Below are 19,429 nucleotides of genomic sequence, written 5' to 3'. Positions count from 1 at the left end.
CTGTCACCGGACGGGTGTCAATCCCGCCGGCCGCCGGCCACCGGGAGCCGGTACGACCGCGCCGCACGTTACGGCTGCTTGCCCGCCGACAGCTCCGGCTGCACGCCTACGCGGCGCTGCAGCACGGCCGGGGCCGTCTCCCGCAGCAGCATGCTGACCACGATGCCGAGCAGCACCGCCCCCATCGGCAGCCACAGAATGTTCTGGATCCCGAAGTGCGCGGCGACGTAGCCGCCCATCGCCGGCGCGATGCCGCCGCCGAAGATCTCGCCGCAACCGACCACCACGCCGATCGACGTCGACACGAGGCCGACGGGCGCGGCTTCGGTCGCGACGGGGCCCGACAGCAACGACACCAGACCGAGCGTAAAGAACGACGCGACGAACAGGACAACGAACAGCACGACCGGTTGCGGACCGAGGCCGCGGAAGATGTAGAGCATCACCGCCGTGCCGGCGAAGCCCGCGATGCTCGCGAGGCGGCGGCCCACCACGTCGGACAGGCCCGGCAGCCCGAACTGCCCGAGAAAGCCGCCGAAGCCGATCGCCGACACCACGAGGCCCATCTTCTGCGTGCCGAGCGCAAGGTAATCCGTCAGGTACAGCGGCAGCAGCGCGCCGAGCACGAACACGCCGGTCATCGCGCAACACAGCGCGGCCATCGCGACGAGGATGTTGCGGCTCTTGAGCACATGGCCGAGCGACGCCGGCGCGTGCTCCGACACGACCTCCTTCGCGCGCTTCGGTTCGCGGATCACGAAGAACATGATCGCGCCGAGGATCAGCCCGGGAATGGCCACGAGCGCGAACACCCAGCGCCACGACACGACGTTGAGCAGTTGGGTCGCGATGATCGGCGACAGCGCCAGCCCGAACAGCGCGAAGCCGCTTTGCTGCAGCCCGAGGTTCAGGCCGCGCCGCCGCGGGTGCGACGCGTCGGCGGTGGCCGCGAAGCTGGTCGGGCAGAACGAACCTTCGGCGACGCCCATCAGCCCGCGGATCGCGATCAGGCCGAGCAAGCCGCCCGCGAGGCCCGAGAAGCCGGACAGCAGCGAGAACGCGATGATGGCGGGAATCAGGACCTTGCGGCGGCCGACCTTGTCGGAGATGCCGCCCATCAGCGCCGCGAAGATGCCCCACGACAGGCCGAGCACGCCGATGCAGTTGCCGACGTCCTGCGCGCTCAGGTGCAGGTCCTTCATGATCGAAGGGAACAGCGGTGCGATGAGCCAGCGGTCGAGGCCGACCAGGCCGAAGCCGAGCGCCAGCAGCGTCACCGCCTTCCACTCATAGGAGGTATCCCACTCGTTTGCTTTCATGTCTGTCTCCGTGGATTGGTCCGCTTGCGCGCGCCGGGGCGTCCGCGCATCAGCCAGGTCCGTTGTCTTGGGTATGCGACGCGACGTTAGTCGCGAGGAAGTGGCGGCCGCCTGTCCGGCTTCTTTCCGGTTGCAGGCGTCGAATTCAATCAGCCGACGCCCGAACGATAGGTGCGCGCAGGCGGATCGGGTATGGAACAACCGGCGAACGCGCCATTCGCGAAACGCAAATAATCGGCGGCTGCGGGCGGGAAAGGTCGGTGGAGAAGCGCTGTGCGAACGGCGGCAGCGTTGAAGCAGCGCGCCTTCCCCGGTTACGGGGGAATCCCTCATAGACATCAGCGAGGCCCGCAGGCGACGCCGCTTGCACGACCGATGAACGCGGTTCGGCGCGCCGCCCGGCCGCGCGCTGATCAGGTGGCGGCGAATGACGAGACCGGCAACCGGCAGATGCGCTCCGAGCGGGCACGAAGCAATCCGTCCACATGTTTTTCGTCAACGCAATACGCCGCCATTTTCTTCGAAATCAGACGGATCTGATCCCCAAAGACCGTTAATCGATTTTATTTAAATAAAACGGCCCGCACGACAACCACGCAATCTGACAGAATCACCGCGCGCCCCCTTTTCGCCGATCAATACAAGACTTTTAAAAACCATCCAAATCACCGAAAAAGAAAAATACCGTTTCAAACCAACCATCTAGCCACACAAAAACAAAAATACATTTATCAAGACCTGCAAGCTTGATATTCTCGACGCGAATTTTCTATCCAATTTCCTCATTTCAAACAGGACCGCATTTCAAACAAATCCCAATCAATAAAAAAGCAATGAGATTATGGCGATGTCGATAGCAAGAACATTTCGGGAATTTGCGACCAGTCTGACCGACGGGAGCACGCGCCCCGTCGATCTCCATTTCGGCCGGGCGCAGCGCGCGGTCGGCCACTTGCTTGCGCTCCATCACGCCGATATCCGCGAAGGCCTGATGTCCGGCATCGACGGCGAACTGACCTGCGTGTCGAGCCACGATCATCTATCGCCGACGCTGTTTCTCGGCCTGCCCGTATCGGTCCGGCTGACGACCGACCGCGGCAGTACGCGTGCGATCAATGCGATCGTACGCGAAGTGCGAACCGGTCAATCCGACGGCGAACTGACCGTCTATCAATTGCACGTGTGTGACGCGCTGTCGTTGATGGACCGTCGCACCAACGCCCGCGTATTCCGATCGCGCCACGTGACGGAGATTCTCGCGACGCTGATGAACGAGTGGAAACTGCGCAGCCACGCACTCACGCGCGCATTCGATTTCGACCTGTCCGGATTGCAGGCCGATCGCTATCCGGTGCGCGAACTCACGCGGCAGGTCAACGAGTCGGACGCTCGTTTCATCCGGCGTCTGCTGCGTCGGGAAGGCATCACGGTCTTCGCGAAGGCCGAGCCGGCCGGAGGCGCGCGCGGCATGAACGACGCGTGGCCGCTTCATACGCTCGTGTTCTGCGACGACCCGCATCGCCTGAAGGAAGCGCCGGCCGGTACGTTGCGGCTTCACCCGCGCGACGCCGGAACCGAACAACGCGACACGGTGACGCTTTTTGCGCACTGCCAGAGCGTGTCTCCCGGCCAGGTCCGCCGCGCGTCCTGGGACTACAAGCCAGCGCGTGCAGATGACTCCACCGCTGTCACGGACCTTGACCAGGGCGAAGCGGGGAACGACCTTGCGCGCCTGCTGACCGACGTCGCGATCGACATCCCGCACGTCGGCGACTCATGGCGCGATCACGATCGCATCACGCGCGACCGGATACTGGCGCATCAGTTCGAAGCCGAGCGTTACGACGGAATCAGCAGCGTACGCGACCTGCCCGTCGGCCACTGGTTCACGCTGACGGGCGACCCGGAGCTGGACATGCGGCCGGCCGATCGTCGCCAGTTCGTCGTCACGTCGGTTCGGCACGATATCTGGAACAACCTGCCGAAGCCGCTCGCGGGCCGCACGCACAAGTTGTTCGCGGCGAGCCGGAACCTCGCGCAAACGGCTGCGCCGGCACCTGTCGATCTGCCGGAGCAAACCGACACGCGCTATGAAAACCGTTTCACGTGCGTGCGACGCGGCGTGCCGCTCAAGCCCGCCTATGATCCGAAGGTCGATGTGCCGCCGGTTCACCTGCTGACCGGCACGATCGTCGGCGCACAGGGCGAGGAAGTGTTTTGCGACGTGGCCGGCCGCGTGCGCGTGCTGATCCACGGACACGATCCGGCCGATCATGCGCACGCGCAAGGCGCCGGAACGAACGGCCGGGCTGGCGACAGTGCGCCGATTCGCGTCGGAACAAGCCTCGCCGGAGGCAACTTCGGCGCGCTCTTCCTGCCGCGCGTCGGCATGGAAGTGCTGCTGGGATGTCTGTCCGGCGACCCGGACCGGCTCGTCATCATCGGCGTGCTGAGCAACGGCGCGAACCCGCCCGTGACGTTCACCCATACGGGCGCGCTCCCCGGCAACCGCTTCCTGTCGGGCATCAAGACCAAGGAAATCAACGGCCGGCGCTACAACCAGCTTCGTCTCGACGATACGCCGTCGCAAATCTCGGCGCAGCTGGCGAGCGAACACGCGCATACCCAACTGAATCTCGGCTATCTGACGCAGCCGCGCGAAAGCGGACACGGGAAGGATCGCGGCGAAGGTGCCGAGCTGCGCACCGACGCCGCCGCGGCACTGCGCGCGGCGCAGGGCATCCTGTTGTCGACCTATGCGCGCACACGGGCCACCGGCGGTCAGCTCGATCGAGACGAACTGATTCGACTGCTCGACGAATGCACGGCGCTGTTCAAATCGCTCGGCGACTATGCCGGCGAGCATGGCGGACAGTCGGCCGATACCGCCGGTCAGGACAACGTCGCCGATGCGTTCCGCAACTGGACGCCTGACGGTGCGCGGCCCGGTGCGACCGGCGATGCGCCCGCGTTGATCGCGTTCGGCGCGCAGTCGGGGTCGCTCAACGTCACGCCCAGGACGCACGTCATGTATGCGGGCGAGAACATCGATCAGATCGCGCAGCAACACGTTCAGGTCAGCAGCGGCGAGCGCATCAAGCTGCATGCCGGTCGTGGCGTCGCGATGTTCGCGCACGGCGACGGCGTGTCGGCGATCGCGAATCGAGGGAAGGTCACGATTCAATCGCAGCACGACGATACGCAGGTCGATTCGGCGAAGAACCTTCAGTTGACGGCCAGTGGCGGAAGCCTCGTCGGCACGGCGAGCGATGAAGTCGTGTTCGTCACGTCCGGTGGCGCGTATCTCAAGCTGCGCGGCGGGGATATCGAACTGGGATGTCCGGGGACATTCACGGTGAAGTCGGCAGGGCATGTGTGGGACGGGCCTGCAAGCATGAGTGCGGACATGCCGAAGTTTGGTCAGGACACGCTTGGTCGCGTACCGAAGCTGGTCCGATCCACCGACGGCAACGCGGCTGCGGGATTCGAGGGAGAGGTCAAAAGGCCGTCCGGACCGCTATCGAACTTGTCGAGCGATGCGGCCGGCCAACTTCCGGCCGTCGATGCTGACCAGTTCGAGAGACTGGCGGTGCAGTTCATCAAAAACAATACATAGGATCGCGAAGGAAACTGCATGACTGATTCATTTCTTGACCCTCCGCTGATGGCGACTGCTCATCGCGACCAACCTGCGGCGAAAGTCGATGCTGACGACGTAGCTGTGTCGCGGCCGGCACCGCCGCCGATCGTCGTCGGCCGGGGCGAAGGCGTGACGATGTTCGCGAAGAACACGCCGCTCATCTGCATCAAGCAATTGCCCTTGCCCGGTATCGTGATCTTCGTGCATGGGGTGAACTCGGAGGGCGAATGGTTCGAGGCCTCGGAGGAAGGGCTGTGCGCCGGTCTGAATCGCCGGCTCGGACGTCTGGACGATCAGATGATGTATCACGGTATCGACGCCGGACAGTTGACGCCCGCGAAGTACACGGAGAGTGTGACGCCGGATGGGTTTCTCAATCCGAAGCTGCTTCCCAATAACTACGTCAAGCCCGAGCCGTCGTTCTCGCCCGTCATTCATTTCCGCTGGGGCTATCGCGCGACTGCTGCGGAATTGAAGGAGTACGGCGACAAGATCTTCCTGAACGAAAAGGACTATTGGGGCGGCGGCCCGTTCACGAACGGCTGTGCCAGTCTGCCCGATCTTTGGCACGGCGGTCTGGATGATCGAACGATGGGCTGGATGACCGTGCAAGGCATCAATCCAACCAATCGTCCGCTGTATCGCGCGCCGCCGCGTGCGTATGGCGTACTCGCCGCGTTGCGCTTGGCCAGACTGATCGAATCGATCCGAAGCATGCAGGCCGACGTGCCGATTACCGTCGTATGCCACAGCCAAGGAAATATCGTCGGCCTCACGGCGGCGTTCTTCGGCGACGCATTCCCCGATGTCGAAGATCCGTGGGGGCGCTCGGGCCACTGCGTGGCAGACGCCTACGTGCTGGCGAACGCACCATATAGCTTGGCGAACGCAGACGGCCCATACAAATCCGATACGTTCATGGATACCTGGTCGCAACGCGCGACGAAGGACGGCAGCGGACGGCGTGGACGACAAACCTACGTGGCGCGCGCGAAGACGTTCGGCACATTCCTGTCGATCATCGGTGCTCGAAAAGCATACGAACAACCTGCCGACAAAATCGATGAGGACATGGAAAACGAGCGGGTCTCGCCGACGAGCAATCGGTCTTATGCGGCGCAAGAGGATCGCGCGAGGCACGGGCTGAATGAATCGACATATGGCCGCGTCACCGCATATTGCTGCCCGCACGACCAAGTGATTTCGGCGGTGACGGTGCAAGGGATCGGCTGGCGTGGCATCAGCAAGCACGAACTCGACGATATCGGGGCAGCCGGCATCCTGACGCAACGGGTCTTTGCTTCCGGTTTTCCGGTCGGCGTGCAGAAACCGTACCGGTATTGGGAAGACGATTGGCGGCATGGCAAACAAGGAACGAAGCCTGGATTCTGGTATCCGCCGTCACCGCCGGCCAAATTCAATCTCGTCGGCGCGATCAAGGGAAATGAATCGGTTCTGGGCATGGCGGCGACGCTCGTGACCGCGCCACTCATGTTCGTCGTGACCGGAATCAGTTCGGCATTGAACATGCTCCGCGTGAACGCCGATCCGCCGAAGGGCTGGACAGTGGTGGCGGATGCTCCGGCGCTTGACGAGCCATTCCCGCCGAAGGCGATGCGATTCGGTAAACCCGTCGAGACGAAGGACGGCGATGCGACAAGCGACTTCAACGAAGGCAACGATCCGCCGGCTGCTTGGCGCGATGCGAACAAGACCGAGGCAGACAAGCGCGGCGACGATCCGTACGACCAGTACAAGGCAAAGAACGAGGACAGCGTCGCCCGAGGTACAGCCTCAACGGAAGCCGGACAGCGTTACGAGGACCGCGCGCTGATGCGAATGGAAGCGCGCCGAACGCTGAATTCGGAGTGGCTCGATCGCGACGGCCACGTGATCGGCGAGGACGGTAAAAGCGCGATGCCCGAAGGCTACAAGGATTGGCGCGACAAACAGATCGTCGATTGGCTCGATCGCGGTGCGACCAACAGCCCCACGAATCACTCAACGACGATGACCAATCCCGAGCATGCCGAAAAGGCGCTTGCGTATGACGTCGCGGTGGGCTTGTGCTACGTAACGGAGAAGCAACTCAAAGCGTTGCGTATCGAGGCGGACTGGCGGATGGGTGAAGGTATTCCGGATGACAATCCAAACAAGAAGTATTACGAATATTTTTCACGCGGAAAATTCGACGACTTGCCGCTGCATGAATGGGTACATACCGAGGGCAGCGAAGGAAATATTCCCGGCGCGATCGCGGATCAACGTGAAGGAGAACTTTATTTGAAAGTCGGAGGTGTGATTTGAAGGCGCTAATCGCTACATGGCCGCGACGTGTCGCTATTGCCGTTTCGGCATGGCTGATTACCGTCGTGCTCATGGCCATGCTGATGGCTTACGTAGAGCAACCCGATCCGGCACATGTGGAAATAGGAGATTGGATGAAACGCTTCATTGTTGTACCTGGCCTGGCTGCGCTCATGGTGTTTCTGTTGACCACGTCAGTGATGCGTCCGGCACAAGCTGCGCCTGCCAAGGAGGCTGTAGGGAATATGGCGCTGGCAGCCGAGAAGCCGGTGAAGCCCTTCGTCGCGCAGGTGGTCGGTCTGATTTGGTTGAATCCTTTGCAACGCATGGACTATCCGACCGAATGGCAATTGTTGTGGACGCAAGGGCTCGCCGCACCGAACAAGAACGACGACATGGTGCGCACCGACCCGAAGTCATTTTCCACGCTTCAGTCGATTGGGGCGTTGGTTTACGGCAATGAGGGCGAGGAAACGTTCAAGGGCTTCTACCACAAGTACATGTACAAGTTTCCGCTCCTACTTAGCTCACGCTATGCATCCAATCCGAAATATTTCTACACGGTGAGCCCGGCCAATAAAAATGACTGGCGCGAACTGGCGGGCATTCGTGTCGAACTTGCCATTCCGAATCGACTCGAAATCGACGACTCGCAAACCTACTTGAAAGACTCGATCCGAAAGACGTTCTCGATCGGCAACCGGCATTTCCCGACGATGTGGAGCCGCGGCACGCCTCCCGACGTGCAAATCACCCAAGGCGGCGCAAACGCCGGCTTCACATCGCTGAATAACGCGTTGGACTATTTACAGGCGAACCCCGACAAGACCGTATGGGCAATGAACTGGGACGCCCCGAACTTCCCGCCCACGGATGCGCAGATCAACGAAAACCTCGTCGTGCTGTTCCTCGCCGGCCCGAACTTCAACACCGAGCGCGAGCCGCTCGCCTGGATCGGCAAGGCCGCAACTGGCAACACGCACGATTTTTCGCCGAAGGTCGGCACGACGCGAACGGTGCAGGCATGGAAAGCCACGATCGGCGAAGCAGCACGCAACGCCGGCATTGCGGTTACCGACCTGAATTACATCGTCCACGACGCAGGTGTACCCAGCGACGCAGCGTCGTCACGCGTTGTCTCGCTCGCGCAGACCTTGACCGAAACCCTTCCTGAATACGACCACAGGAATCAGACCTTCAACACGGCCGCCCTGCTCGGCGACATGGGAACCGGCAGCGCATTGACCGACGTCGCACTCGCAATCGGCCGGATCAACCACTTCGGCGGCAACGCCTTGGTAGCCGGCACGACCGACCCCGAGCACCCTGTCGCGGTCGTCGTCAAGCCACCGTCGAAGCTCACCCCGATCGATCCGGACCAGGACTGGTTCCGTGCACGCGGCGGCAACAACGCGTACCTCCCGTGGTGGGGACGCCGACACGACACCGACTACGGCATGCAAGGCTATTCGTGGTGACGCCAACCAGCACCGCGGCATGTGGCGAGCAAAACACCAATGCCGCGCGAATCATCGAGAGGACGAGTCACATGCGAGGAATCATCCGGGTAGGCGACAGCCATACCCACGGCGGCCGGGTCGAGTCCGGCGCCGAAATCAGCAAGGTCATGGGGCGCGCGGTCGCGCGCTTCGGCGACACGTGTTCGTGTCCGATCCACGGCGCCTGCACGATTGCCGCCGGCGACGCTGCCTTCAACGTCGAAGGTCGGGCCGCCGCATTCGACGGTCACAAGACTTCGTGCGGCGCGACGCTCATTTCTTCCATTCCGAGCTCCGGGCACCCCTGAATGCTGAAGATACGACGCATGACCGCCGAACAGTTCCAGCTGCTGCGGCTTCAAGATACCCGGATCAAACCGTTGAACCAATGGGCCCTGCACGAGATTTTCGTGAAGGGCCGCCCACAGCGGGAGCTGGCCGCGAAACTGGGTATGAACCGCTCGGCAATGTCGCAGCTCGTTCGCAAGGCGTGGCAGCGGTATCTGGAACTACCGGGCAACGTCACGCACCTCACCACGCTCACGATTACGATCCCGACGAAATATGAGCAAGCGCTGCATGCCTGGGTGCAGGACGCGCATCGTTTATCGAATCAGCCCGATCAAGACGAGTTGACGTGATCGACGCGCCCCTCAAGGCGTTCACGGACATCCGATACGTCGCAGGCAGGCCGGGCAACGCCCATCGGCAGCGCCCGGCCGCGCCGGCATCCGCATGAACAATTCCCGATCTTCTATCAGGCCCGGACGAAAACAAATTCCCCCATATCAAACAAAAAGAAAACGTTATTCCACATCGCTCTGAATTCCCAGCCAACTTTGGATCCTTTTTCCCCGTCCTCCCTCGTATCATTTCTCCCATTCCGAAGAGAAAGAACCAGAGAAGGACATGAGCGATACCACCCCGCTGCACTACCTCGACTACGCAGCCACCACCCCCGCGGATCCCCGCGTGATCGAAGCGATGACGGCCTGCCTCGGTGCCGACGGCATCTTCGGCAATCCCGCGTCGAGTTCGCACGCCGCCGGCCGGCTCGCGAAGGAAAAGGTCGAGCACGCACGCGCGCAGGTCGCCGCGCTGATCGGTGCGCAGGCCGACGAGATCGTCTGGACCTCCGGCGCCACCGAATCGAACAACCTCGCGCTGAAGGGCTACGCGGAGACCGCGACCGGCAAGCGCCACCTCGTCACGAGCCGCATCGAACACAAGGCGATCCTCGACACGATGGCGAACCTGTCGAAGCGCGGCATGACCGCGACCTACCTGACACCCACCGCCGACGGCGAAATCACCGTCGACGCCGTGGCCGCGGCGATCGGCCCCGATACGGGCCTCGTGTCGCTGATGCTCGTCAACAACGAACTCGGCACGCTGACCGACATCGGCGCGATCTCGCGCATCGTGCATGCGGCCGGCGCGCTGCTGCACGTCGACGCCGCGCAGGCGCTCGGCAAGACGCCGATCGACGTGCGCGCGCTCGGCATCGACCTGCTGTCGATGTCCGCGCACAAGGTGTACGGCCCCAAGGGTATCGGCGCGCTGTTCGTCCGCCGCGAGATCGCCGAGCGCATCGCACCGCAGATCCACGGCGGCGGGCACGAGCGCGGCCTGCGCTCGGGCACGCTCGCAACGCACCAGATCGTCGGCATGGGCGTGGCGTGCGAACTGGCCGCTGAAAAACTCGAGCGCGAAGCCGCGCGGATCGCGGCACTCAGCGCACGCCTGAAGGACGCACTGCTCGCGCTCGGCGACATCACGCACAACGCGGCAGCGGCACGCCGCATCCCGCACACGTTGAGCCTCACGGTGAACGTGCCGGGCTTCTTCCCGTTCATGCTCGGCGATGCGCTCGCCGTGTCGTCGACCTCCGCATGCAACTCGACCAGCGGCGCGCCGTCCCACGTGCTGACCGCGATCGGCCTCGACGAGCAAGCCGCGGGCCGCACGGTGCGGATCAGCTTCGGCCGCTTCACGACGGAACAGGACGTCGATTTCGCGATCGCATGTTTCGCGCGCGCACTCGAGCAATGCCGGGCCGCGGCAGCGACCGGGTTCACCGCATCGCGACAGATCACGCCGGCGGACCTGAAAGCGATCCGCAGCGCCGGCTTTCGCGCGGTGATCTGCAACCGGCCGGACGGCGAAAGCGCCGATCAACCGGCTTTCGAGGCAATCGCCGCCGCTGCGCGCGAACTGGGCCTCGACGCGCGCTATCTGCCGGTCGAACGCGACCGGATCGACGATGCGGAAGTCGACGCGTTCGGCGCGCTGGTCGACGCGCTGCCGAAGCCGGTGCTCGCCTATTGTCGAAGCGGAAGCCGCGCCGGGATGCTGTGGAACCGGCTGACGGCGCGGCGGACGGCGACGGCCTGAGCGCAGCCCGCATGTAACGAAGCATCGCGCGCGTCCACGTTCATGCTCGAAACCGACGTTTCGACGCGTGGCCGCCCGGGCGTCGCGATCAAACGCCGAATGCAAGTCGGTGGAAAGCGCGAAGTGCTGCGCGCATGTCCGCTGGCACCGGCCGGGCTCGTCGATCGGGACATCGTCCGCTCGGGCCTTTTCCGGCGTCGGAGGCACGGTTTGCACCGGGTAACGCGCAAGCCCGGCAGCCGCTACTTCGCATACTCCAGTTGCAGCGCCACCCAGTCCGACGTCGCGTCGCCGTAGCGCGCCGCGACGTCGCCGAGCACACCGGGCAGCACCGCGTCGCCGCGCCGCCCGTCCGGAATCGTCACGCGCGCGTGGCCGGCATCGGCCGGTTGCGTCAGCAAGCGCAGCCCGTGCTTCGATTCGATCACGTGCGCGTCCGCCGTTGCGACGATGTCGCTGCGCCACGTCCGCGCCCACGCATCCGCCGTGAGCGCAACCGGAAGTTCGTCGAATCCGCTCGCGACAGGCAGATCGAAGGTCCGATGCCGCCAGAACGCGACGCGATTCGTCAGTGCGGTCGCCAGGGCACGCGCGGTCAACCCGAACCGGCTGCCGTCGTGAACGTCGCTCCATCCGTGCGCGCCGATGTCGCGTGCCGTTTCGCGCGCGGCCACCGGCCCCGCCAGCGCATTCACCAACGCAAGCGACGCGGGAATCGACGCCGACACGCCGCTCGTCGTCATCACGTTGCCGTCCATCACGTAGCGGCGATCGTCGACCCACGCCGTATCGGCAAAACGGCGACGCAGCCCGTCGCGCGAATACCAGTGCGCGGTCGCGATGCGATCGCGCAGCAGCCCGGCGTTCGCGAGCACGGCCGCGCCATCGCAGATCGCCACCATCGTGGCGCCGGCAGCGGCCTGTTTGCGCAGCCACGCGAGCACGGCCGGCCGGTCGGCACGATGCAAGGCCGGCACGATCACGACGTCCGCGCCGAGGGGCACGTCCGCGTCGAACCGGTCGAACGTCGTATCGGCCAGGATCCGCAGCGCGGGCATCAGTTCGACGGCGCCGGCGTCGGCCGACACGGCCACGACATCGGCCGCGCCCGACGTCTTCAGAATCGCGTACGGGACGATGAAATCGGTCGTCTCCGTTCCGGCATTGTCCGCGACGATCGCAACGAGCGGCCGCGTGCGGCCCGCCTTCGGTGCGTTCACGCTCAGCGTTTGCGTGACCGTTCGTGCGCCGTGCGCGGCCGACGGCCCCGACTGCCCCGACATGCACGCGCCCAGCACCGCGCATACGAGCAGCGCAACCGCCACGCGCATCGCCCCGTTTCTGTTCCATTCCCGCATCGCCCACCCGCGTCAATCGATTGCATGTGCGGAAAATTACAAGGATCATGCACGCGGTCACAATGACAACTCCACCGCACTTTCCGCCATGCCCCAGTCAACCGGTCCGGCACGCGACATCGTCGTCGTCGGCTTCGAAGGCGTCCAGTCACTCGACATCACCGGCCCGATGGAAGTGTTCGCGGTCGCGAACCGCCATCTTCCCGGGCATGTCCCGCGCTATCGGCTCACGCTCGCATCGCAACACGGCAACGACATCGTCACGCACGCGGGCCTGCGTCTTGCCGGCCCGACCGCGCTTGCGGCGTTGCCCGAACGCATCGACACGATCATCGTCGCAGGCGGCAGCGAAGCGGCGCTGCGGCACGCGGCGTCGAACGCCGGCGTGCTGCCCTGGCTGCGCACGCGGATCGCGAGCACGCGGCGGATCGCGAGCATCTGCACGGGCGCGTTCGTGCTCGCCGCGGGCGGATGGCTGGACGGCAAGCGCGCCACCACGCACTGGAATCAGTGCGCGACGCTGCAGGCGCTTTGCCCCGACGTGCGGGTCGAGCCGGATGCGATCTACGTGAGCGATCCGCCGTTTCATACGTCGGCCGGCGTGACGGCCGGCATCGACCTGTGTCTCGCACTCGTCGAGGCCGACTGCGGCGCGCCGACCGCGCTCGCGGTCGCGCGCGAACTCGTGCTCTTCATGCACCGTCCCGGCGGACAGGCGCAGTTCAGCGTCGGTCTCGACATCCAGGCAAACGCGACGCCACCGATGCGCGCGCTGCTCACGTCGATCGCCGACGACCCGACCGGCGACCTCGGCGTCGCCGCGCTGGCCGCGCGCCTGCACATGAGCGAGCGCACGTTTGCGCGCAATTTCCTCAAGGAGACGGGGCTCCCGCCCGCGCAATTCGTGCTGGCCGCACGCGTCGAGCGCGCGAAGGCGCTGCTGGAGCGGGCAGACTGGCCGCTCGAACGGGTCGCGCAACGTTCGGGGTTCGGCAGCGTGGATGCGCTGCAACGTGCATTCGCGAAGCGGGTCGGGATATCGCCGCGCGACTACCGTGCGCGGTTCGGACGGAAACCCGGCAAGCAGCAAGCCGAGTAGGCCGCTCCAGGTTCCCGGCCGGGCCGACTCACGGGATTGCGATACGGGGCGCGGTCGACTTCAGAAAGCGATTGCGGGCCATGTCGCCCTTCACGGGAGCGTACTTTTTCCCCGGCTGTCGCATTTCGACAAGTACGGATCATCCCGATCCACATGGATTCCTTACAAATATTCAGCCCGCCACGCGATGCCCCCGAACGGTGCACCCGTCCGGAGTTTCGCCGGATTGCCGAAATCCGATATCGCCGCGAGATTTGGCTTCATACCGTTCCGTATCGGACCGGATACGCGATCGCCATCGATGCATGACAACGCGTGCCCGCCGACGAATTCCAGGAGCGGGCCGCAGCACCGGGCCCGGGCAGCGATGACGGTCCTGCCTCGCAGGACATACGTGACGGAGCGAATATGGATGCGAAAATCCAGCCTGATGCAGGTATCGACAGCGACGTAAGCCTCCTCCACAAGATGGGATATGCGCAGGAGCTGTCGAGACGCATGAACGGCTTCTCGAACTTCGCCGTGTCGTTTTCGGTGATCTGCATTCTGTCGGGCGGCATCACCGCGTTTCAACTGGCGTTTTCCGCGGCCGGCGGCGCCTCGGTCGGCCTCGGCTGGCCGCTCGGCTCGCTGTTCGCGCTGATCGTCGCGGTGTCGATGTCGCAGATCGCGTCCGCGTTTCCGACCGCCGGCGGCCTTTATCACTGGGGCGCGATCCTCGGCGGGAAGAAATGGGGGTGGATGACGGCGTGGCTCAACCTGATCGGCCTGATCTTCGTGATCGCGGCGATCAACTTCGGCACCTACGATCCGTTCTTCAAGACGCTGATCGCACCGATGTTCGGTGTCGGTCCGGACAGCCTGACGTGGTGGCATCAGACCGCGTTCATCACGGTCATCACGATTTCGCAGGCGATCCTGAACGCACGCGGCATCCGGATCGCGAGCAAGATCACCGACCTGTCCGGCTACCTGATCTTCGTCGTGACGATCGCGCTGGTCGTGTCGCTGCTGGTCTACTCGCCGGTCACGTTCGACCTGCATCGGCTCGTCACCTTCACCAACTACACGGGCGTCGACGGCGGCGCCTGGCCGAAGCAGACCACGCCGCTCGCGTTCCTGTCCGGCCTGCTGCTGGTGACCTACACGATCACCGGTTTCGACGCGTCCGCGCATACGTCGGAAGAAACGCACGACGCGGCGAAGAACGTGCCGCGCGGCATCATCGGCTCGGTGTTCTGGTCCGCGGTGTTCGGCTACGTGATGGTGTGCACGTTCGTCCTGGTCATGCCCGACCTGACCGCCGCGATGAAACAGGGCACCGGCTTCTTCGAAGCCATCCTCGCGCCGATCCCGAAGACCTTGCGCGTCTGCCTCGAGCTCGCGATGTTCTTCATCAACTACGTGTGCGGGCTCGCCGCGATCATGTCGACGTCGCGGATGATGTATGCGTTCGCGCGCGACGGCGGGCTGCCGGCGTCGAAGCTGCTGCGCAGCGTGAATCACAATCACCGGACGCCCGGCCCGGCAATCTGGACCTGCGCGGTGCTCGCGATCGTCGTCACGCTGTACGGCGACGCGTTCTCGGTACTGAGCGCGGGCAGCGCCGTGTTCCTGTTCATCTCGTATGCGATGCCGATCGGTTCCGGGATGCTCGCCGAAGGGCGCACGTGGACCGAAAAGGGCCCGTTCCAGCTGGGCATCTGGTCGAAGCCGTGCGCGCTGCTCGCGCTGGTGGGCGCGTGCGTGCTCGCGTACGTCGGCATCCAGCCGCCGAACGAGAAGGTGCTCTACGTGCTCGTCGCATTCGTGGGCGTGCTGATGGTGATCTGGTACGGGTTCGGCGTGCGCAAGTCCTTCGCCGGGCCGCCGGTGCTCAAGGACACGCGTAACGACGAGCGTATTCGCGAACTCGAGGCGAACGTCGATCCGACCGTGTGACGCGGCACCCATTCGCACACAGCGCCAAAAATCCGGCTCGCGGTGTGCGAGCCGGATTTTTTTACATCGCTTCGGAACGCGCGAGGTTCAACCGCGTCGGCAGTCGAACCCGATTGCCGCGTCTCAGCCGTAGACCGGGAAACGCTGGGTCAACTCCGCGACCAGACCGCGTACGCGTTCGATCGTCGCGGCATCTTCCGGAGCTTCCAGCACGTCGGCGATCAGGTTGCCGACCTTCTCCGCTTCCGCCGGTCCGAAGCCGCGCGTCGTCATCGCCGGCGAGCCCAGGCGGATGCCGCTCGTCACGAACGGCTTTTCCGGATCGTTCGGGATCGCGTTCTTGTTCACCGTGATGTGCGCAGCACCGAGTGCCGCTTCCGCTGCCTTGCCCGTGATGTTCTTCGCGCGCAGGTCCACCAGCATCACGTGGCTTTCGGTGCGCCCTGACACGATCCGCAGGCCACGCTTGACCAGCGTTTCAGCCAGCACGCGTGCGTTCTCGACGACCTTCTGCTGATATTCCTTGAACTCCGGCGACAGCGCTTCCTTGAACGCCACCGCCTTCGCCGCGATCACGTGCATCAGCGGGCCGCCCTGGATGCCCGGGAAGATTGCCGAGTTGATCTGCTTCTCGTACTCGGCCTTCATCAGGATCACGCCGCCGCGCGGGCCGCGCAGGCTCTTGTGCGTCGTCGTCGTCACGAAGTCCGCGTGCGGCACCGGGTTCGGGTACACGCCCGCTGCGATCAGGCCCGCGTAGTGCGCCATGTCGACCATCAGGTACGCGCCGACCGACTTCGCGATCTTCGCGAGACGCTCGAAGTCGATCTTCAGTGCGAACGCCGATGCGCCCGCGACGATCAGCTTCGGCTTGTGCTCGTTAGCCAGCTTCTCGGCCGCGTCGTAGTCGATGTCTTCCTGTTCGTTCAGGCCGTAGCTGACGACGTTGAACCACTTGCCCGACATGTTCACCGGCGAGCCGTGCGTCAGGTGGCCACCGTGCGCGAGGCTCAGCCCCATGATCGTGTCGCCCGGCTTGAGCATTGCGAAGAACACGCCCTGGTTCGCCTGCGAACCCGAGTTCGGCTGCACGTTCGCGGCTTCCGCGCCGAACAGCTGCTTCACGCGGTCGATCGCCAGCTGCTCGACCACGTCGACATACTCACAGCCGCCGTAGTAGCGCTTGCCCGGATAACCTTCCGCGTACTTGTTCGTGAGCTGCGAACCCTGTGCGGCCATCACGGCCGGGCTCGTGTAGTTTTCCGACGCGATCAGCTCGATGTGGTCTTCCTGGCGGCGGTTCTCGTCCTGAATGGCAGTCCAGAGTTCCGGATCGACGTTGGCGACGGTGCTGGTAGTGCGATTGAACATGATGATTGATCAAAAGAGAGTGATGGATTGACCCTGGTGGGCCGGACTTGCCCGGACCCGCGAAGTCGAGCGCCGGACCGGCGCTCGATGACGTCGACAACCATGCCGCCCCGCGACGCCGGCTGAACGGTGATTCGGCATTGCCATTCCAGCAGACGCAAATTCGTTCAGATAGAAGGATTACGACAATCCGCTAGGACACATCGCGCGGCGAACCGGCAAAAAAAATCGAAGGTCCGCATCGCTGCGGAACCTTCGACAGAACCTGCCGTTCCTGGGGAGCTCGCGCCTGCCCGTCGGCTTCCTGCGAATATCGGGGCCTAAACGGCGGAGAAACAGTTGTCGACGAACAGATGGGTGCCGTTGACGAAGCTCGATTCGTCCGACGCCAGGAACAATGCGGCCGCCGCCACTTCCGACGGCTCGCACAGCCGGCCTTGCTGCACTGCGATAGCCGCTTCGGTCGCGTCCACGCCCATCGCCTGCAGATCCCTCAGCTCGCGCATCCCGTGCGGCGTGCGGATGAACCCGGGCGCGAGCGCATTGCAGCGGATGCCGCGATCGCGGTATTCGACGGCGATCGCGCGCGCGAACATGTGGCATGCGCCCTTGGTCGCGTCATACAGCACTTCGCCCGGCGTCGCGCAAACAGCCGAGATCGACGACGTGCAGACGATGCTGCCGCGCCCTTTTTCCAGCATCTGCGGCAGCACGGCCTGCGTCATCAGGAACATGCTCTTCACGTTCACGCCCATCAGCCAGTCCCATTCCGACTCCTCGATGTCGAGGAACGGTTTGACGATCAGCGTGCCCGCGTGATTGAACAGGATGTCCGCGTTGCCGAACTGCTTGCAGGCCGCATCGACTGCGTTCCGCACGTCCGACTGCTTCGACACGTCGGCGCCGAGGCCGATCGCCTGCAAGCCGGCATCGCGCAGCCGCGCCGCGAGCGTGTCGGCCGCGTCGCCGTCGCGGTCGATGATCGCCACCTTCGCCCCTTGCGCGGCGAACAGTTCCGACGCGGCGGCACCGCATCCGCCCGCGCCGCCGCTCACGATCGCGACCTTGCCGGCCAGGCGCCCGTCGATCTTGACATTCATGAGTCGTTCTCCAGTCTGGTTCGTTCGGACCGCTCAGCTGAACAGCGTCCGAAGATGATCGTTGAGGAAATGGCCTTCAGGGTCCACGCTGCGGCGCAGTTCGCGGAACGCCTCGGCCTTCGGGAACCAGCGGTCCACGTCGTCGCGGTTCGTGAAGTGCAGCTTGCCCCAGTGCGGACGCGAGCCGTAGTCGCGCAGGATGTCGTCGACGTCCTTCAGGAACGGCCAGTAGTCGACGCCGTTCGGACCGCCCGAGCACGAAATCGTCACGCTGTCCTGATGATTGAACGGGCTGATCCACGCCGGATCGCCCTTCGTGAAGCGGTACTCGACCGGGAAGATGCAGTCGCGATGCTTCGTGAGGATCAGCTCGCGCACGCGGCGCAGCGCCTCCTTGCCGTGTTCGGCGGGCACCGCGTATTCGAGCTCGTGGAAGTTCGCGACGTAATGAATCGCGTAGACCTCGGAGCTGTACGCGATCTTCTCGTGCTCGCCTTCGTAGAACGTGCGCTCGTCGGTGATGTCCATCACCTTGATCTCGCACACGTCGTAGTCCTTCTTCGAATTCGACACCTTCGTGGTATCGGGCAGGCAGTACAGGTGCCGGCTTTCGGACGTCGGGCACCAGAAGAACCCGAAATGGCGATGCTTCGCCGCGAGGTCGTCGTACTGTTCCATCAGCGCCTCGAAGTCCTCGCGCCATACGCGGTCGTGCAGCCAGAACGCGTCGGTCACCTGCAGCGTCAGCTCCGACACCACGCCGAACAGGCCGAGGTTCACCTGGGTCGCGTGCAGCAGATCGAGGTCCTGCTGGTCGCTCACTTCCATGATCGAGCCGTCGGGGCGAACGATCCGCATCCCGACCACCTGCGACGACAGGTTGCTCAGCGTCGTCCCCGTGCCATGCGTGCCGGTTGCGAGCGCACCGGCAATCGCCTGGGAATCGATGTCGCCCTGGTTGACGAGCGAGAAACCGATGTCCTTCAGATGACGCGTCACCGCATTGATCCGCGTGCCGGCCTTCACCGTGACGCGCTTGCGTCGCTCGTCGACCGCGACGATGCCCTCGTAGTCCTTCAGCGACAGCAGCAGGCCGCTCGTCGCGACGATCGGCGTGAACGAATGTCCCGATCCCGAGCATCGGACGTTCTTGCCCTGGCGCGTCGCGGCCTGCACCAGTTCGGCGATTTCCGCCTCGCTGGTCGGCGACGCCATGTGCGCGGCGACGCACGACTGATTGCCGACCCAGTTCCGCCAGAACCCGCCACGTGGAAGCTCCATCGACGTCTCTCCAGAAAAGTGCCGCCGGACCCGCGCCGGCAGCCGTGTTCGGTTCGTCCGGCAACGAAGCGGGATGCTCCCGGCGCCGGCGCGATGCGTTGTGTTCCGTTCGTACCAAAG

The 19,429-nt window shown here is 64.3% G+C and carries 14 protein-coding genes; 8 read left to right on the top strand and 6 right to left on the bottom strand.

Annotated elements, in window-relative coordinates:
* Nucleotides 1-68: 68 nt before the first annotated feature.
* Together U4012_RS03875 and U4012_RS03870 are read right to left on the bottom strand one after the other, a co-directional pair.
* On the bottom strand, nt 69-1,319 hold the full coding sequence (locus tag U4012_RS03875; protein ID WP_124489249.1) for an MFS transporter: 1,251 nt from the start codon (nt 1,317-1,319) through the stop codon (nt 69-71).
* A gap of 787 nt (nt 1,320-2,106) precedes the next feature.
* Nucleotides 2,107-2,286 (bottom strand): hypothetical protein, encoded by a 180-nt coding sequence (locus U4012_RS03870; RefSeq protein WP_321796333.1) that lies wholly within the window; start codon nt 2,284-2,286, stop codon nt 2,107-2,109.
* Between the two features lie 24 nt (nt 2,287-2,310).
* On the opposite strand from U4012_RS03870, the gene U4012_RS03865 reads away from it, so the two are divergent.
* From U4012_RS03865 to U4012_RS03840, 6 genes are all read left to right on the top strand, one after another.
* Nucleotides 2,311-4,935, top strand: a complete 2,625-nt coding sequence (locus U4012_RS03865; protein WP_321796332.1) for a type VI secretion system Vgr family protein — start codon at nt 2,311-2,313, stop codon at nt 4,933-4,935.
* Nucleotides 4,936-4,953: 18 nt separating this feature from the next.
* Nucleotides 4,954-7,266, top strand: coding sequence for a hypothetical protein (locus U4012_RS03860; RefSeq protein WP_321796330.1), 2,313 nt, complete (start codon nt 4,954-4,956; stop codon nt 7,264-7,266).
* A gap of 134 nt (nt 7,267-7,400) precedes the next feature.
* Entirely contained in the window at nt 7,401-8,744 is a 1,344-nt protein-coding gene (locus tag U4012_RS03855; protein ID WP_321796328.1) for a virulence factor, read from the top strand.
* A 71-nt stretch (nt 8,745-8,815) separates the two neighbouring features.
* Nucleotides 8,816-9,073: a PAAR domain-containing protein gene (locus U4012_RS03850; RefSeq protein ID WP_321796652.1), complete on the top strand. Its 258-nt coding sequence runs from the start codon at nt 8,816-8,818 to the stop codon at nt 9,071-9,073.
* 18 nt (nt 9,074-9,091) lie between these two features.
* Nucleotides 9,092-9,406 (top strand): TrfB-related DNA-binding protein, encoded by a 315-nt coding sequence (locus U4012_RS03845; protein ID WP_044848364.1) that lies wholly within the window; start codon nt 9,092-9,094, stop codon nt 9,404-9,406.
* Between the two features lie 268 nt (nt 9,407-9,674).
* Complete coding sequence (locus U4012_RS03840) at nt 9,675-11,159, top strand: aminotransferase class V-fold PLP-dependent enzyme (RefSeq protein WP_321796324.1); 1,485 nt, start codon at nt 9,675-9,677, stop codon at nt 11,157-11,159.
* Between the two features lie 242 nt (nt 11,160-11,401).
* Here U4012_RS03840 and U4012_RS03835 read toward each other — a convergent pair whose 3' ends face one another.
* Entirely contained in the window at nt 11,402-12,517 is a 1,116-nt protein-coding gene (locus tag U4012_RS03835; RefSeq protein WP_415750355.1) for a DJ-1/PfpI family protein, read from the bottom strand.
* 88 nt (nt 12,518-12,605) lie between these two features.
* On the opposite strand from U4012_RS03835, the gene U4012_RS03830 reads away from it, so the two are divergent.
* Both U4012_RS03830 and U4012_RS03825 read left to right on the top strand, forming a co-directional pair.
* On the top strand, nt 12,606-13,616 hold the full coding sequence (locus U4012_RS03830) for a GlxA family transcriptional regulator (protein ID WP_321796322.1): 1,011 nt from the start codon (nt 12,606-12,608) through the stop codon (nt 13,614-13,616).
* Nucleotides 13,617-14,024: 408 nt separating this feature from the next.
* Nucleotides 14,025-15,557 carry an amino acid permease gene (locus U4012_RS03825; protein ID WP_124489854.1) on the top strand — a complete coding sequence of 511 codons (1,533 nt, stop codon included), beginning with the start codon at nt 14,025-14,027 and terminating at the stop codon, nt 15,555-15,557.
* A gap of 123 nt (nt 15,558-15,680) precedes the next feature.
* On the opposite strand, the gene glyA is transcribed toward U4012_RS03825, so the two are convergent.
* From glyA to U4012_RS03810, 3 genes are all read right to left on the bottom strand, one after another.
* Complete coding sequence (gene glyA / locus U4012_RS03820; protein ID WP_124667788.1) at nt 15,681-16,928, bottom strand: serine hydroxymethyltransferase; 1,248 nt, start codon at nt 16,926-16,928, stop codon at nt 15,681-15,683.
* Nucleotides 16,929-17,248: 320 nt separating this feature from the next.
* A complete protein-coding gene (locus tag U4012_RS03815) occupies nt 17,249-18,028 on the bottom strand; it encodes a glucose 1-dehydrogenase (protein WP_321796315.1) in 780 nt (259 codons plus the stop codon).
* A 33-nt stretch (nt 18,029-18,061) separates the two neighbouring features.
* Nucleotides 18,062-19,309 carry a D-arabinono-1,4-lactone oxidase gene (locus U4012_RS03810; RefSeq protein ID WP_321796313.1) on the bottom strand — a complete coding sequence of 416 codons (1,248 nt, stop codon included), beginning with the start codon at nt 19,307-19,309 and terminating at the stop codon, nt 18,062-18,064.
* Nucleotides 19,310-19,429 lie beyond the last annotated feature (120 nt).

The organism is Burkholderia sp. BCC1988 (genome assembly GCF_905339895.1).
GTDB lineage: Bacteria > Pseudomonadota > Gammaproteobacteria > Burkholderiales > Burkholderiaceae > Burkholderia.
This window is presented reverse-complemented; position numbering and strand designations above follow the sequence as displayed.